The organism is Salsuginibacillus halophilus (assembly GCF_003014715.1).
GTDB lineage: Bacteria > Bacillota > Bacilli > Bacillales > Marinococcaceae > Salsuginibacillus > Salsuginibacillus halophilus.
Genome location: NZ_PYAV01000007.1, coordinates 86,976 through 103,708 on the forward strand (window position 1 = coordinate 86,976; position 16,733 = coordinate 103,708).

The 16,733-nt window shown below is 45.2% G+C and carries 15 protein-coding genes and 1 other RNA gene; 4 read left to right on the plus strand and 12 right to left on the minus strand.

The window, feature by feature from the left end; all coding sequences use genetic code 11:
* Positions 1-173 precede the first annotated feature (173 nt).
* Positions 174-1,721, plus strand: coding sequence for an L-glutamate gamma-semialdehyde dehydrogenase (pruA, locus tag B0H94_RS07960; RefSeq protein ID WP_106588738.1), 1,548 nt, complete (start codon positions 174-176; stop codon positions 1,719-1,721).
* A 117-nt stretch (positions 1,722-1,838) separates the two neighbouring features.
* Positions 1,839-2,750: a proline dehydrogenase family protein gene (locus tag B0H94_RS07965; RefSeq protein WP_106588739.1), complete on the plus strand. Its 912-nt coding sequence runs from the start codon at positions 1,839-1,841 to the stop codon at positions 2,748-2,750.
* Here B0H94_RS07965 and B0H94_RS07970 read toward each other — a convergent pair.
* The 8 genes from B0H94_RS07970 to B0H94_RS08005 form a co-directional block, all read right to left on the minus strand.
* Positions 2,742-3,806 (minus strand): AI-2E family transporter, encoded by a 1,065-nt coding sequence (locus tag B0H94_RS07970; RefSeq protein ID WP_106588740.1) that lies wholly within the window; start codon positions 3,804-3,806, stop codon positions 2,742-2,744. The two genes, B0H94_RS07965 and B0H94_RS07970, sit on opposite strands and share 9 nt — an antisense overlap.
* Positions 3,807-4,105: 299 nt before the next feature.
* Positions 4,106-4,288, minus strand: a complete 183-nt coding sequence (locus B0H94_RS07975; RefSeq protein WP_106588741.1) for a hypothetical protein — start codon at positions 4,286-4,288, stop codon at positions 4,106-4,108.
* A gap of 84 nt (positions 4,289-4,372) precedes the next feature.
* On the minus strand, positions 4,373-6,670 hold the full coding sequence (gene recD2, locus B0H94_RS07980; protein WP_106588742.1) for an SF1B family DNA helicase RecD2: 2,298 nt from the start codon (positions 6,668-6,670) through the stop codon (positions 4,373-4,375).
* A gap of 18 nt (positions 6,671-6,688) precedes the next feature.
* A complete protein-coding gene (locus tag B0H94_RS07985; protein WP_106588743.1) occupies positions 6,689-7,357 on the minus strand; it encodes a tetratricopeptide repeat protein in 669 nt (222 codons plus the stop codon).
* Between the two features lie 45 nt (positions 7,358-7,402).
* Positions 7,403-8,506, minus strand: coding sequence for a tRNA 2-thiouridine(34) synthase MnmA (mnmA, locus tag B0H94_RS07990; RefSeq protein WP_106588744.1), 1,104 nt, complete (start codon positions 8,504-8,506; stop codon positions 7,403-7,405).
* Between the two features lie 36 nt (positions 8,507-8,542).
* Positions 8,543-9,688 (minus strand): cysteine desulfurase family protein, encoded by a 1,146-nt coding sequence (locus B0H94_RS07995; protein WP_106588745.1) that lies wholly within the window; start codon positions 9,686-9,688, stop codon positions 8,543-8,545.
* 18 nt (positions 9,689-9,706) lie between these two features.
* Positions 9,707-10,126 carry a cysteine metabolism transcriptional regulator CymR gene (cymR, locus tag B0H94_RS08000; protein ID WP_106588746.1) on the minus strand — a complete coding sequence of 140 codons (420 nt, stop codon included), beginning with the start codon at positions 10,124-10,126 and terminating at the stop codon, positions 9,707-9,709.
* Positions 10,059-10,727: a YczE/YyaS/YitT family protein gene (locus B0H94_RS08005; RefSeq protein WP_486669387.1), complete on the minus strand. Its 669-nt coding sequence runs from the start codon at positions 10,725-10,727 to the stop codon at positions 10,059-10,061. Before B0H94_RS08005 ends, cymR begins: the two co-directional genes overlap by 68 nt.
* Before the next feature lie 170 nt (positions 10,728-10,897).
* Here B0H94_RS08005 and B0H94_RS08010 point away from each other — a divergent pair, with 170 nt between their 5' ends.
* Positions 10,898-12,175, plus strand: a complete 1,278-nt coding sequence (locus tag B0H94_RS08010) for a replication-associated recombination protein A (RefSeq protein ID WP_106588748.1) — start codon at positions 10,898-10,900, stop codon at positions 12,173-12,175.
* On the opposite strand, the gene B0H94_RS08015 is transcribed toward B0H94_RS08010, so the two are convergent.
* The 4 genes from B0H94_RS08015 to ssrS form a co-directional block, all read right to left on the minus strand.
* Positions 12,172-14,346, minus strand: a complete 2,175-nt coding sequence (locus B0H94_RS08015) for an ATP-binding protein (RefSeq protein WP_106588749.1) — start codon at positions 14,344-14,346, stop codon at positions 12,172-12,174. The genes B0H94_RS08010 and B0H94_RS08015 overlap by 4 nt on opposite strands.
* A gap of 172 nt (positions 14,347-14,518) precedes the next feature.
* On the minus strand, positions 14,519-14,917 hold the full coding sequence (locus B0H94_RS08020) for an LPXTG cell wall anchor domain-containing protein (RefSeq protein ID WP_106588750.1): 399 nt from the start codon (positions 14,915-14,917) through the stop codon (positions 14,519-14,521).
* 116 nt (positions 14,918-15,033) lie between these two features.
* Positions 15,034-15,432 carry an LPXTG cell wall anchor domain-containing protein gene (locus B0H94_RS08025; protein WP_106588751.1) on the minus strand — a complete coding sequence of 133 codons (399 nt, stop codon included), beginning with the start codon at positions 15,430-15,432 and terminating at the stop codon, positions 15,034-15,036.
* 164 nt (positions 15,433-15,596) lie between these two features.
* Positions 15,597-15,777, minus strand: a non-coding RNA gene (gene ssrS / locus B0H94_RS08030) — 6S RNA.
* Between the two features lie 137 nt (positions 15,778-15,914).
* Between ssrS and B0H94_RS08035 the strand changes: the two genes are divergently transcribed.
* Positions 15,915-16,199: a hypothetical protein gene (locus B0H94_RS08035; protein ID WP_106588752.1), complete on the plus strand. Its 285-nt coding sequence runs from the start codon at positions 15,915-15,917 to the stop codon at positions 16,197-16,199.
* Positions 16,200-16,733 lie beyond the last annotated feature (534 nt).

Sequence of the window (16,733 nt, forward strand, 5' to 3'; positions counted from 1 at the left end):
CTGTGCTTCACTTTACGATTTAAATGCTGTTTCTCCCCTCACACACGGCAAAGCTTCTGTTTAAAAGGCTTAATGCTAAACACCAGCGCCATTCTCTAACGCTTTACTCATTCTTGGCATAACTTTTGCAATATTTTGAGGTGTAGCTCAAATTTTTGTTAAGGAGTGATTGTATGGTAACAACCTATACGCACGAACCGTTTACTGACTTTTCAGATGCGAAGAACCAAGAAGAATTTGAAGCAGCCCTGCAATATGTAAAAAGTGAACTTGGCAAAGACTATCCGCTAATTATTGGCGGCGAAAAAGTCGATACAGACGAAAAAACAACTTCAGTGAATCCAGCAAATCCAGAGCAAGTGATCGGACGCATTGCAAAAGCTCGCCAAAAACACGCGGATCAAGCGATGACGAGTGCCCTTGAAGCTTTTCAAACGTGGAAAAAATGGGACCCTGAAGCACGTGCCAACGTTCTTTACCGGGCAGCCCACCTTGTGAAGCGCCGGAAGCACGAATTTTCCGCCTGGATGGTTTACGAAATTGGTAAAACTCGAAAAGAAGCTGATGCAGACACAGCAGAGGCCATTGACTTTCTTGAATACTACGCACGGCAAATGGTCGAGCTTAAACCAGGCATTCCGATTAACAGCCGCTCCTTTGAGCATAATCAGTTCTTTTACATTCCGCTTGGTCCTGGTTTGACAGTATCCCCGTGGAACTTGCCATTTGCGATTATGGCCGGAACAACCGTTGGGCCGATGGTTGCCGGAAACACGGTTATGTTAAAACCGGCAACAAACACGCCGGTCATTGCTTATAAGTTTATGGAAGTTTTAATTGAAGCAGGCATGCCGGATGGGGTCGTTAACTACATTCCAGGCAGTGGTTCAGAGATTGGTGACTACTTGGTAGATCACCCTGAAACGCACTGGATTAACTTCACTGGATCTAAAGAAATCGGCACCCGGATTTATGAGCGTTCTGCAAAAGTACAACCAGGCCAGACCCATCTCAAACGTGCCATCATTGAAATGGGGGGTAAAGACGGCATTGTTGTTGACAGCGAAGCCGATCTGGATCTGGCAGCTGAATCCATTCTTTACTCTGCTTACGGATTTGCTGGTCAGAAATGTTCCGCCTGCTCTCGGGCGATTGTTCACCAGGACGTATATGAAACCGTGCTTGAAAAAGTGAAGGCGTTGGCAGAAAACGCTGTCGTTGGCAACCCAGAACATGCAGAAACGTACATGGGTCCTGTCAAAGATGAAGAAGCCTTTAACAGTATTCTTGAATACATTGAAATTGGTAAAGGTGAAGCAGAGCTCGTTACTGGCGGTACTGGAGATAAAACAAATGGCTACTTTATTCAGCCGACCATCTTTAAAGATGCCGATCCTGAATCCCGCATTATGCAGGAAGAAATCTTTGGTCCGGTTGTTGCCTTTACAAAAGCCGAAGACTTTACGCATGCCATTGAGATTGCCAACAACACCATCTACGGTTTAACCGGGGCAGTCATCTCCAACAACCGTGCTCACTTAGAACAGGCACGTGAAGACTTCCATGTTGGCAACTTATACTTTAACCGCGGCTGCACAGCGGCAATTGTTGGTTATCAACCATTTGGCGGATTTAACATGTCCGGAACAGACGCCAAAGCAGGCGGCCCGGATTATCTGCTTCACTTCATGCAGCCAAAAACCGTAAGCGACCACTTCTAAACAATTGACCTAAGTAACTAAAGCGAGTGTGTGCGGGCACTTCAACCTGCCCCGCACACGCTTCACTAATAAACTTTATAATCGAGCTTAAAATATCGAGGCAGAGGAGGCACAGCGATGAAGAACCTCTCCCGCAATTTCTTTTTGCACTTATCTGAAAATAAATTATTAAACCGAAGCGCGAAAAAATGGGGATTAAAGCTTGGTGCATCAAAAGTCGTCGCCGGCACAACAATTGAAGCAGCCATTCCAGCCATATCGCAGCTGAATCACGAAGGATTAAAAGTAACACTTGATCACCTCGGGGAATTCGTTACTGAACGGAATGAAGCTGAAGAAGCCGCCCGCGCATGTGTTCATACATTGCAAACCATTCAATCAGCCGGCGTTGACAGCCAGGTTTCAGTCAAACTAACTAAGCTCGGTCTTGATATTGACGAGAACCTTTGTATGGAGAACATGCACCATATTATGCAGGCAGCTGCTGCAAACGGTAATTTTATTAATATTGATATGGAAGACTACAGCAGATACGACACAACACTCAACATTGTTGAAGAGCTTCGCCGCACATATGACAACGTCGGCACCGTACTGCAATCTTATTTATACCGCGGACTTGAAGACTTAGACCGCTTCAAAGGTGTACCGCTTCGACTCGTCAAAGGCGCTTACAAAGAGTCTCCTGAAGTTGCCATGCAGGATAAAGAAGCAATTGACGCCAACTTTCTGCGCATGATTCAAAAACATTTGCTCAATGGCAGTTACACAGCAATAGCCACACATGATCATCAAATCATCGCACAGATCAAAACGTTTGTTCATGAAAACGATATTCCTTATGACCGATTTGAATTCCAGATGCTTTACGGTTTCCGGGCAGATATGCAGAAACAGTTAGCCGAAGAAGGCTACACCTTCCGCACGTACGTCCCGTTTGGAAACGACTGGTACGGCTATTTTATGCGCAGGCTCGCAGAGCGCCCGCAAAATGTTGCATTTGCGGTTCGCGGCCTTGTTTCAAAATGAGTCGTTTACAGGTTCTTGCCAAACCCGTATCACTTCTGCAATAACGACAACGAGTGGTACAGCTACAATCAAACCGACCACACCACCAAATTCGAAACCAAACAAGAGCGCAAGCAGAATAATCAGCGGGTGCAGGTGGACACTGCGCCCCACAATATAAGGAGACAATACGTTGCTCTCTAGTTGTTGAATGACAACTAAAGCACCGATCGTCCAAAGAGCTGTTGATAAAGAAACCGTTCCGCTTACCATTACAGCAGGTGCAGCACCTAGCCACGGTCCGACATATGGTACAAGATCAAACAGTCCGATAATGATTGCTAACACAACCGCATAAGGAACACCGATGATCCATAAGGCAAGACCGGACAATAGTGCGACAGTTAAAGATACAAGCAGTTGACCACGGATGTAGCCTCCAAGTGCATGATCCACTGCCTGAACTAACTTTTTTGCTTCTCCTTGAAATCGTGCAGGGGTTAACTGCTCCACACTTTTCTCAAAAGCGCGGATATCCTTTAACAAATAAAAAACAATAAACGGAATCAATAAAAAGAAGATAAAACCTTCCACAAGCGCGCGCCAGTGTTCAAAGACTTCATCTACAAGGTTTGAAGCTTGGTCCTGTAGTGCTTCTGTGTGACGCTCCAACGCTTCATCTACTCCTCCGGGAAACTCAGCGGCTTTTGCTTTCACCCACTTCATCCCCTCCTGTACTTGAGACTCAAGCGCCGGCCAGCCTTCAACGGCTTTATCTACCTCACGTTCGATTAATGGCGCACCAAAGAAAACAACAATACCTCCTGCAATAAGAAAACTTAAATAAACAAGACCGACAGCAATCCCTCGGTTGACCCGACGTCGTTCTAAAAAATCAATGACTGGGTGAAGTAAATAAGCAAACACACCTGCTGCTAAAAACGGAAGCAAAACTTTTAACACTGAGACAAGAAGCGGCTGCCACCAAGGTGCAAGCAATTTTAAAATATATAGGATAACAAGTGCCACAGCTGTAAGCAGCAGCCAGGAAAACATATTTGCGAACTTGTCCCTCATTGTGTCACCTCATCAATGTTTATTCATTCACTTAAACCAAGGCTTTCTTGCTGTGGCTTTATTTTTACTTACAAAAAACCTTCTTACTGCAAGAAGCCCCCGCCTTTTTAGGGCAGGGGCGCTTTATTACCAACTTAATGCTTTTTTCCATTCTTTTTTCTTCTTTCTCCACATCTTCTGCAGCCGGCGCGTCTGCCGTTGGTCCATACCAAAGCTGCGCTTTTTTCTTCGGTCAAACAAGACGGCACCTCCTTTTTGCTTACAGACGAGCGCTTACTCTTAACCGTGAGTTCGCTTATTTAGTCTGCCTGAGCAAAGTCTTCAAACAAATCGTCGAGCGAATGTAAACTTCCATCTTCTTCGACTTGATACACAGCATACTTACCGTTACGAAACGACCATTCTATAAAGCAGTTCCAACAGTAATAATGCTCAAAACCAATTTTACCGAGCTCTTTTGACGTGCAGTTTGGACAGCGCAAATGAAGACCTCCTTGTACAAGCTTTTTTTCCAGTTTTGGCGGTCTACGCGCTGTCTAAACATAAAAAAGCAAAGAGCTTCGGCCTTAATTGTAGCCTGCACTCTTTGCTTCTTCGTTATGCGCTTCTTTTAGGAGCTGAACCAAGCGGGTATTTCGGCTGCCTCTGTTATCTTGTTGAACAGCAAATTCAAACGCTGATTTTTCACCACACAAAATTAAAAAGTCTTTGGCACGAGTGATACCGGTGTAAATTAAATTGCGTTCAAGCATCCGCCGATAGCTCATAACGACAGGTGCAACGACGATCGGAAATTCACTGCCTTGAGATTTATGGATCGAAGCACAGTAAGCGTGAGTAATCTGCCGCAAATCCTTTTTTTCATAAGTAACTTCGTTTCCATCAAAAGCGAGCACGATCTTCATACGTCGGTCCGCCTGTTCTTTTGCTTGAAAAATCGCGATAATTTCGCCTCGGTCCCCGTTAAATACATTGGATTCCGGGTCATTTTCAAGCTGCATAATCACATCACCCACCCGGTACACCACTTCACCAAACGTAACTTCACGCCGTTGTTCATCTGGTGGATTAAACAACTGCTGCAGCCGTTCATTTAATGCATGGATGCCGGCAGGACCTTTATACATCGGAGCAAGCACTTGAATCTCATGAGCTGTGTAGCCGCGCTTCTTTGCGTTTGTACACACTTGTTCGACGGCTTCAACAATATGCTCAGCAGCCCGGGAGAAAAAGCGGCGGTCATCCTTTGGCTCCATCCAATCTTTCGGGAGTTCCCCTTGTTTCATGGCATGTGCCATATCAATAATTGAAGACCCCTCCGACTGGCGGTACACGGTTGAAAGTGATACAGCTGGGAGCACATCTGCTGTCAGCAAGTTACCAAGCACTTCACCTGGCCCGACAGATGGCAGCTGGTCTTCATCTCCAACAAAGATCACTTTCATCCCTTCAGGCACAGCCCGCAGCAGTTGATTGGCAAGCCACATATCCACCATGGAAAACTCGTCAACAATTAACAATCGGCCTTCAAGCGGATGGCTTTCATTGCGCTCTAACCCTTCATTTTCATCCTCATGCATTTCACCTTTATAGCCAAGCCATTTGTGCACCGTCTGCGCAGGCAGCCCGGTCGTTTCTTTCATCCGTTTAGCCGCACGTCCTGTCGGAGCAGCGAGCAGCACCGGAAACGTCTCTCCGCCAGGTTCTGGCGCTGCAGGGAGCCCTTCAAGTTCAGCAATGACACGGACGATTGCTTGAATGACCGTTGTTTTACCCGTGCCGGGACCGCCGGTTAAAATCATGACCGGTGACTGAACGGCTGTACGTATCGCTTCTTTTTGCTGCGGCGCATAGGTCATATGAAAAGCCTCTTCTGCCCCGCCGAGGGCTTCATGAAACGCAGCCTCTTCCACTTCTTCATCTGCAGCGTTCATTAACCGAAGCAGATGCGTTACAAAACCTTTCTCCGCAAAGTACAAACTTGGCAAATACGCACAACCATCGTCTACAACAAGCCTGCTTTCTTCAGCCAGTTCAACGACAGCATCCATAATCTTTTCCCGCTCAAGCACCACGCCGCCAGTTGTTAAAAGCGTATAAGCCCGATCAATTAACATTTCTTCCGGTACGTATACATGTCCCCCCTGCAGACAGAGTTCATGCATGACAAACTGCAGGCCGGCTTTCATGCGTTCCGGTGATGTTTTTGCAATCCCGAGCACTTCGCCAAGCCGGTCTGCTTTATGAAAACCAACGCCTTCAATATCCCAGACAAGTTGATACGGATCCTCTTCGATCGTTGCCATCGTTTCTTCGGCATATACTTGATATATTTTCATCGCCAAGTTCATTCCGAATCCGTACTGCGTCAACTTTAAAAGCACCCGCTCCATGCCTTGATTTTCAGCAACTTGCGAAACGAGAAGCTCCCGTTTTTCTGCTTTTAACCCTGGTACTTCCTGGAGGCGTTCCGGGCTCTCTAAAATCTCTTGAATTGTACGGCTGCCAAATACATCAACAACAGCTTGAGCGGTCTTTTTACCAATGCCAGGAAAGCGGTCGCTTGATAAATAATGAACGATCGCATCATTTTCTGTCGGCAGCACCCGTTCAAACTGTTCGGCTTTAAACTGCTCACCGTATTGAGGGTGCTCTGTATGCGTACCATAAAATCGGTACGACTCCTGCAGCTCAAGCGCCGGAAACAACCCAACGACCGTGACCCGTGTTTTCTCCACCACCGGCTCTGCTTCTACTACTTTCACATGCATCACAGCATAACCGGTTTCCTCACTGCGATACACCGTATGCACAAGTGTGCCCTGGACCATATCCTGGTTTGCATCCGGGTTAAAGATCTGCATGCTGCCTTCCCCCGTTATTTATTCTTCGCGGCCGAGCCACGTCTCCATCTGTTTTTTACCATTGGCTGCAAGCGCATGTTCCGGCTGAATTTCAAGCGCCTTTTCAAACGCGGCAAGTGCAGCTTCACCCTCTTCTTGGTACGCATGGGCCACACCGAGGTTAAAGTGTGCATCTGCATGATCAGGCTCTTCTTCAATCACCTGCTCAAGATGCGGAACCGCTTCTTCAACTCGTTCTAGCTGGGCTAATACAAGACCATAATAAAAACGAGCTTCTGTATCTTCCGGACTCGCCTCAATTGCAGTATAGAGCGGCGCAAGCGCTTTTTGTAAATTCCCGAGTGAAAAGTGAGTCATACCGAGCATGTAATACAAATTGCTGTCGGCAAGGCCGATTTCTTGGGCGCGCTCAAACTTTTGCAAAGCAGAGTGAAAATCTTCTTGGTCGTAGTAAACCGTACCAAGACCGTAATGCGCTGTTGCCTGTGCTTCATCTAAATAGATTGCCCGTTCGTAAAATTTAATGGCACGGTCAAGTTCTCCCATACCGGCAAGCAGGTTTCCGAAATTCGTATAACCGAGCGGGTCGTTTGGCGAAGTCTCAATCGCCTCGTTTAACTTTTCAGCTGCCTCTTCTACATTTCCGTCCTGCAGCGCCTGAAGCGCTTCTTCATTCAAATGATCCATCCTTGATCCTCCCTTTAATTATGTTAGTACAAAAAGGAAAACGCGCTAGACGCCTGCGTTTTCCTTTGTTTTTACAACTTGTTCAATCGTACCTCCGCCAAGACAAACGTCACCATCGTAAAATACAACAGCCTGTCCCGGCGTAACCGCACGCTGGCGGTCATGAAAATCAACATAATAACTGCCGTCTTCAAGTGGCTGCACCGTAACTGCCTGATCACTTTGGCGATAGCGGAACTTCGCTGTGCAGTTAAACGACGTTTTGGGCGCATCAGTAATCCAGTTCAATCCGGAGGCATAAAGCCCATCAGAATACATGCCTTCATGATGATACCCTTGACCGACAATTAACACGTTATTTGCCACATCTTTATCAAGTACAAACCACGGCTCACCTGCCCCACCGATGCCAAGACCTTGCCGCTGGCCAAATGTGTAAAACATCAACCCTTCATGACGGCCTTTCACTTCGCCTTCAGGGGTCTGCATTTCACCAGGCTGAGCCGGGAGATAACTTTGTAGAAATTCTTTAAAATTACGCTCACCGATAAAGCAGATGCCTGTGCTGTCTTTTTTTCCAGCTGTCGCAAGTCCGCGGGCATGGGCTACTTCACGAACTTCCTGCTTCGGCATATCACCGAGTGGAAACATGACGTGCTGCAGCTGTTCTTCAGTCAGCTGATTCAAAAAGTACGTTTGATCTTTATTGTCATCCACTCCGCGCAGCATCCGGACCTGCCCGTCTTCTGTCCGCTCGACACGGGCGTAGTGACCTGTCGCTAAATAATCTGCACCAAGTGAAAGCGCGTGATCAAGAAACGCATTAAATTTAATTTCTTTATTACACATGACATCAGGGTTTGGTGTCCTGCCGGCTTCATATTCGTTTAAAAAGTATTTAAACACCCGGTCATAATACTCTTTTTCAAAGTTGACTGCATAATACGGTATATCGAGTTGATTACATACTTGAATGACATCATCGTAATCATTCGTCGCTGTACAAACCCCGTGCTCATCGGTATCATCCCAGTTTTTCATAAAAATGCCGATCACTTCATAACCTTGTTCTTTCAACAAAGCTGCTGAAACTGAAGAGTCAACGCCTCCAGACATTCCAACGACGACACGGATATCTGCGTTGTTCATAAAATGCTCCTCCTTTCACTTTCACAGCATGTGGCTTTAAGCTTTTTTTGCCATTCGCTGAAGCACGCGCTCCAAACTTTCTGCAATTTGATCTATCTCCTCTGCTGTTGTGTCACGACCGAAACTAAATCGAACAGACGAGTATATACGCTTATCATCACCATACATTGCCTTTAACACGTGCGATGGCTCCACAGATCCTGCGGTACATGCCGAGCCGCTTGAAACAGCAATTCCGGCAAGATCGAGGTTCACAAGCAGTGGCTCTACGCTTACACCTTGAAACGACACATTGACAATGTGTGGCAGACGCTCATGCTGTGGTCCATTCAACTGAAACGTGATGTCTTTTTCCATCAACGCTTGTACAAACTGCGCCGACCGATCAGCAAGCATCTCGTACCGTTCATTTTTGTGCGTATCCGCCAACTTTAACGCTTTAGAAACCCCGGCGAGCTGTGCTACATTTTCCGTGCCAGCCCGGCGGCGCCGTTCCTGCTCACCGCCCCGTAATGCAGGTTCAAGTTGAATATGGTTTCTTACATATAAAAATCCGGCACCTTTAGGGCCGTAAATTTTATGGGCAGACGCTGTCAACATATCCACTTTCAACTCATCTACGTTTAAATCCAACAAACCAAATGTCTGCACCGCATCTGTATGAAAGGCAGCTTGATGTTCTTGTAATAACGCCCCGATTTCAGCGATCGGCTGCAAGGCACCTGTTTCATTATTTCCGTGCATCACTGTCACAAGAATCGTATCCTCACGAAGTGCCGCTTCAATATCTTTAACAGATACAATGCCGCTTTCATCAACATCAATATAATCTACATCAAACCCTAGTGCTTCAAGCGCCTCAGCCGGATGAAGCACAGCATGGTGTTCAATTTTGGTTGTAATGATATGACGGCCCCGCGCTTCATTTGCCTTGGCAAAGCCAGCCACTGCCAGATTATCCGCTTCTGTCCCACCACTTGTGAAAATAATATTTTCCGGCACCGCTCCAATAGAGGATGCGGCTTGACGTCTAGCTTCATCTACGGTTTTGCGCGCAGAGCGCCCAAAACTATGAATGCTCGAGGGGTTGCCCGGGTTCGATATCATTTCTTCATACATCACTTCGGCAACGGATGGGTCAAGCGGCGTTGTCGCTGCATGATCAGCATAAATCGAAGCCATGCGAACCCCCTCCTTTCCTTAAATATAAAACATGTAATATTCTTGATCGCCTGCATCTTCATAAGATGCTAAATCTTCAAGCGTCGTTTCATCGAGTACATTCTTCACAGCATCGCGAATTTTAATCCATAAATCCCGTTTCGCTGGCTCTTCATCTTCAAGCACTTCAACCGGGCTGATCGGCCCTTCAAGAACACGGATCACATCACCTGCGGTAACATCCTCCGGTTCTTTGGCGAGCATATAGCCTCCGTATGCTCCGCGCACACTTTTTACGAGCTGTGCATTACGAAGTGGAGCGATCAATTGTTCCAAGTAATGCTCAGATAAATTGTGATCTTTTGCAATTGATTTTAAAGAAGTTGGACCTTCACCGTGCTTCTTTGCAAGTGCGATCATGATCGTCAGACCGTAACGGCCCTTCGTGGAAATCTTCATAACGGACACCTCTTTCTAAAATTTGCTGTACAAATACCCGGCACTGCGGGAGCGCCCGGCCTACAACGGCACCAATACCTACGGAAAACAAAATTGTACCAATAAAAACCGGCCCTCCAAGCAGCCAGCCGATGAGAAGGACAAAAATCTCCATCACACCGCGCACTCTTGACACTGCCCAGCCGGTTAACTCATGTAAAGCCAGCATCAAAGAATCCCGCGGGCCGGCTCCACAGTTTGGTGCTATATATAGTCCAATGCCATAACCCATAATGACAATACCACTGACAAGCATAAATGAACGCAAAAGTAAACTTTCAGGCGTAGAGAGAACAAGTAGAAAGATATCAATAAATACGCCAACAAGCAGCATATTTAACACTGCCCCAGCCTGCGGCCACATTTTTAACATGAGTGAAGAAACTGCTAAAATAAACAGCCCTACAATAATGCTCCATGTGCCGACCGTTAACCCAAACTGCAAGTACAAACCGATATGCAATACATCCCACGGTGCACTACCAAGGTCAGCTTCAATCATTAATGCCACGCCAAACGACATGATGATTAAACCGATCGAAAAAAAGAGCCATCTCAACAAAAATCGGCGCCTGGCATTAGATAATATCACATGAATCCTTCTTTCTCATTTTATTTCTTTGTCTATTTAACTGTATAATTATATCATGAATGCACCTATTTTTGCAGTTGCACCTTTTACATGAGCACGTGAACGACTGCTTTTATCAGATTAAGGAAAGGAGGTTTTTTATGAAACATCAACCGCTCGCTTACCGTATGCGCCCGACAAAAATTGAAGACATCGCCGGGCAGAAACATCTTACCGAGCCGGGACGTCTTTTAGCCCGGATGGTTACGGCCAATCAACTGGCTTCCATGATTTTATTCGGCCCGCCTGGTACCGGCAAAACTTCAATTGCCCGTGCGATCGCAGGAAGCACAGATATATCTTACCGGATGTTGAATGCAGTCACCCACAATAAAAAAGATATGGAAAAACTCGTAGAAGAAGCAAAGATCTCAAATCAACTCATTGTTATTATGAACGAAATTCACCGTCTCGACAAAGGGAAGCAGGACTTTTTGCTGCCTCACTTGGAGCAGGGGCGCCTTTTGTTAATCGGGGCAACAACTGCAAACCCTTATCACAGCATTAACCCAGCGATCCGGAGCCGGTGTCATCTGTTTGAAGTAACCCGGCCTGAACCGGAAGACGTGAAAGTGCTGCTCAAACGAGGAACAAAGCAACTGCAAAGTGAGCAGCCGGAAACAACCCTTGAAGTCACTGAAGATGCAGCTGGGCACTTAGCTGATGCAAGCGGCGGCGATATACGAGCCGCCTTAAACGCTTTAGAAATTGCTGCTCACTCCACCCCGGCGAATGAGGAAGGCGTCATCACAATCACAACAAATATTGCCGAAGAGTGCATTCAAAAGAAACGCTTCACACACGACAAAGACGGTGATGCACATTATGATGTGATTTCGGCTTTTCAAAAGTCGATCCGCGGCAGTGATGTTAACGCAGCACTTCATTACCTTGCCCGTCTAATTGAAGCAGGCGACCTTGAAACGATTAATCGTCGTCTACTTGTGACCGCCTATGAGGATATCGGCCTTGCCAATCCGCAGGCCGGCCAGCGAACACTAGCTGCCATCGAATCCGCTGAACGGCTTGGCTTACCGGAAGGGCGAATCCCATTAGCGAACGCTGTTACTGAACTTTGTTTGTCTCCTAAATCAAATTCTGCATATAAAGCCCTTGATGCAGCGATCAGCGATATTAAGCAGCACGGCGCACCAGACGTGCCGAATCACTTAAAAGATACTCATTATCAAGGGGCTAGCGCCCTCGACCGCGGCACCGGATATCAGTATCCACACGATGCCCCTAATGGCTGGGTGGATCAGCAGTACTTACCAGACCGTCTCCGGCGCAAGCGCTACTATGAACCAAAAGAAACAGGAAAGTTCGAACAAGCTTTAAAAACCGTTTACACCAATTTAAAGCAACAATCGAAAAACTAGCTTTTGTGAACATCAAGCTCATTTGAAGCTTCAGGCAAATGAATGATAATTGTTGTCCCTTTACCTTGCTCACTCTTTACATTCATCGAGCCATTCATCCCTTCAAGCAAATGGTGACATATCATCATTCCGAGGCCAGTGCCTCGTTCTTTCGTCGTGAAAAACGGGGTGCCGGCTAATTCTTTTGTTTCTTCATCCATGCCTTCGCCTGTATCTTGAAACAACAGTGAAATTTCTCCTGAGGCTTGCCTTTGTACCGTCAATAATAACTGACCACCAGATGTCATTGCTTCTTTCGCATTATGGATGACATTTACACAGATTTGCTTTAACTTTTTTTCATGTGCTTCAACATACAATTCATCCTCAGGAAATTCTATATTGAATTTCATACCTGCTTCTTGGAAAGCATCTGTATATAATATGTCAAGTTCATGGGCTAAGTTTTGCACAGAAACAGCTCTAACTTCTTCTTCACTTTCCGGACGAGCAATATTTAATAGTTCTTCAACAATACCGTTAACTCGATCGATCTCTTTAACAATGACTTCCTTTTGCTCTGAAGTTAACGCACTCTCGTGACCGCGCCTTCTCATAAGCTGCATAAATCCGTGGATGGTTGCAAGCGGGTTACGGATTTCATGAGCAAAACCAGCTGCAAGTTGCCCGATCAGTTTTAATTTTTCAGCCCGTAATAATTCATTTTCCATCTGCCGTTTATCCGTAATATCATTGAACACAAGTAAGATATCTTGATTTTGCTGGTTTTCTATTAATGGCAGTGCAGAAACACTTACTAAAAACCAGCGTTTTTCTCCTGATAGCGTACAGCTTATTTCAAAATGCGGTTTCTCTGGAAGCTGCATCAAATCATTTGGAAATACAGCAGAAATAAACGCCGCAAAATGATGATTTTTACGCATTAACTCTTCCACTGTTTTTTTCGTATTCGCTTCCGCATCAATATGAAATAACTCTCGACTTTTACGGTTAATCGTTGTTAGGTGGTGCGTTTGGTGTTCAAAAGCCAAAACACCATTATCCGTTGTTTCAAGTATCGTTGTTGACTTTTTATGTGCATTTTCTCGTTCTTCAAGCTTTTGTGTCATATAATTAAATGTCCGTGTTAAATTATTGACTTCTTCATACGAATCTGAAGACAAAGGAAACACTTTACGACCTACCGCAAAATCACTGGTAGCCGACGCTAAACGTTCTACAGGACGAACAATATAACGTGAAAGTTTTGCAGCTGCAATCACAGTTAAAAGCGTTACTACACCAAAGAGAAGCACATATTTAAATAACATCTCTTGAAGGGGGGCATACAGTTCATCTTCCGGAACCGAAAAACCGAGATACCAATCGCGATCAAATCCTTCCATGTGACTAACCTTAGCAAGTGAAGTTAAAATTTCTTCTTCACGATTGTAAACCAATTCATCAGAAGAACTCACCTCTTGAAGTTCACCCGACGCTAAGGAAATTTCTTCGAGCGCCCCACTTTCAAAAACTTGGTCAGGATCTGGATGAACGATATATTCACCTGCTTCATTTATTAAAAAAACATCGCCATCATACCCAAATTCTTCTTGCTGACTTTGGAAGTTTGCGATATGAACTTGCATAGCGTTCATGTCATATCCGTTAGAAACAGACCCGACAACCTCGCCATCAGAATTTTCAACTAGCGCAGCAAATACAATCACAGGTTGGTTAATAATATCAGAAAGAAAAATATCGGATAAAATCAAACCTTCTTCCTGTACATCTTCAAACCACTGCCGTCGATCCATTGACTGCGTCGATGAGTGATTGACATGCTGATAATCTGAGGCAACAATCGTGCCTTCAGGATTCGTAAAGATCGACCCAAAATAATATTCATGGGTGGTTTGGAAGTTTTTAAATTCCTGTTCGATATCCTCTGGATCACTCGTCTCATCGGACAGTACTGGGTTTGCTGCAAGCAGCTCCGTATCACTCAAACGCTCCTGGATTAAATCTTCAAGCGTAACCGCCGCGTTGTCCGAAAAAATCACCATTGTATCTTCCATTTGTTCTGTAAGTTCACTTTTTTGAGCTTGATAAGAAATAAAACCAGCTACACCTAAGGGTGCCAGTGCAATAATTAGCATAATAAAAAATAACTTCGTACGAAGGGTATCCAAAAATCATCCACCTGCTATCTTAAAAATCGAATTATATCGAAGCTTGTAAGTATCAAAGGCTATCATAATATTTTAAGAAAGATGATTCAAGGTCTTTCGTCTGACCCTCGATATGTAACAAAAAGACCGGTCGCATTACACGACCGGTCTTTTATACTTTAATGTTTACGAGTTATGCTGTTTGACGACGCTTTGTAATCATGAATGCGCCAGCACCTGCTGCCATCATACCGATCAATAGACCCATCGGGTAAGCAGAAGCTGTTGCCGGAAGCTCATCGCCTTCCTCATGATCTTCATCTTCGTAACCATTGTCATCATGGTCATCGTCTTCATAGCCGTTGTCTTCGTCTACACCGTTGTCGTCATCATAATCATCGTCTTCATAGCCGTTATCGTCATCACCATTATCGTCCATATCTTCGCCGTTGTCTTCGTCATAACCATTGTCGTCATCTTCGTCGCCAAATGCGATAGACGCATTGGCAAATGTAAGACCCAGCGTTAAAACAAACGCAGCTGCCATCATCAACATTGCTTTTAAACTAATTTCGTGACCTGCTACTGTCATTCAAGAGTTCCTCCTTCAATCTAATTGTTTTACTCTTGCAAAACCGGGTCAGTTAGCGACATTTGACAACTTACGAATTTACAGAGCGTGGGATTCTCTTATGACTTGTTTACGAGTTATGCTGTTTGACGACGCTTTGTAATCATGAATGCACCAGCACCTGCTGCCATCATACCGATCAATAGACCCATCGGGTAAGCAGAAGCTGTTGCCGGAAGCTCATCGCCTTCCTCATGATCTTCATCTTCGTAACCATTGTCATCATGGTCATCGTCTTCGTATCCGTTGTCTTCGTCTACACCATTGTCGTCATCATAATCGTCGTCTTCATAGCCGTTATCGTCATCACCATTATCGTCCATATCTTCGCCGTTGTCTTCGTCTACACCATTGTCGTCATCTTCGTCACCAAATGCGATAGACGCATTGGCAAATGTAAGACCCAGCGTTAAAACAAACGCAGCTGCCATCATCAACATTGCTTTTAAACTAATTTCCTGACCTGCTACTGTCATGCTTTGTATACCTCCTTTTTTATTAGGAATCCCACTCAGTTATATGGATACCCCAGCCTTCACCAATTGAAACAAGGAATTTTGAAAAAAATCGAAATATGCGAAAAATGAGCGAAAAAAAGTGCCATACCAAGCAACCGAAACTGCTGGGTATGGCACTTAAAACAAGTCCCGTGGTGCCGTATGGCACAACTGATTTTGAAGCCTGCAAAGCAGGTGGGTGCCCTGTTCGGTCATTCATGCGTCCTTATTAAAAAGGCATGCAATCCAGACCGAAACGACGGGCTCCCTAAAATCAAAGTGTTGGCTCAAAACGAAAGTGCATTACGTACACCTCAGGACTTATTTTGTAACCTTACTATAGCATGCTGACCATCGGCGGTCAACATTGATTCAAACTTGTATATCTGATTTTTCAGAAAATAGATCATTTGGCATGTCCTTTTCAAGGCTTTATACTAATTAGTGAAAGGAGGTCCCTCATGACATTGCTAGCAGAAATGCCGATTATTTGGAAAGAACAAAAGATTGGCTGGACTGAAAAATATATTGAGCACCGATCGGATGTGATTCAGTTATACTCAGACCGCATCGAAGCGTTTGGCGAAAGCTATCCACTGGATATCGTCTTTGACATTTCCTATCGGCGCGAAGCAGATAAGATCGGCTTTCTTTATTTACACACAACAAAGGGTGTGCGCACCTTCTATATTCATACAAACCCTGAATCCTTTATCCAGCAATTTCGCGACACTTCTCATATTTAAACCGACCTGAATTTCGATATATATAAGAGCAACCCCCAGCTGCTTCAGTGCTGCAGCCGGGGGTTGCCAATTTCAGACGATCAACAAAGTACAAAACCTAAAATTCACGCAAAGCTTACTGCTCCGAGCTTGTTGTAGAAGACACGTCGGTTCCCTTTGGTCACGTACCGGGAAGAAATATCAATGTGACCTGCGCTTGTCATTGTCTTTTCTGCCCCTGGGCAGTGCCTCAGCCTGCCGGAAGCTTCGACTACAGCTCTTCCCAGTGGTGTCAGAAAGAGCTATGCGTAAAAACCAAATACAAAGAGCATAGGACGGTCTGAGCGTGAAGAGGCCCACTTTTTAAGATACTTTCATTTCGGCTGTTATGATGGTTTAACAACCCATGTCTTGTTTTAAGAATGAACTTAAGACTTTCGCGTTTTCGCATATGTAAGCCAATTTTGTATTAATACTTCATGAGTGATCAAACTACATGTATTATGATCCGTAAATGTAAAAGTAACCGAAACGAAAGACGGCGACTCCCAGAGG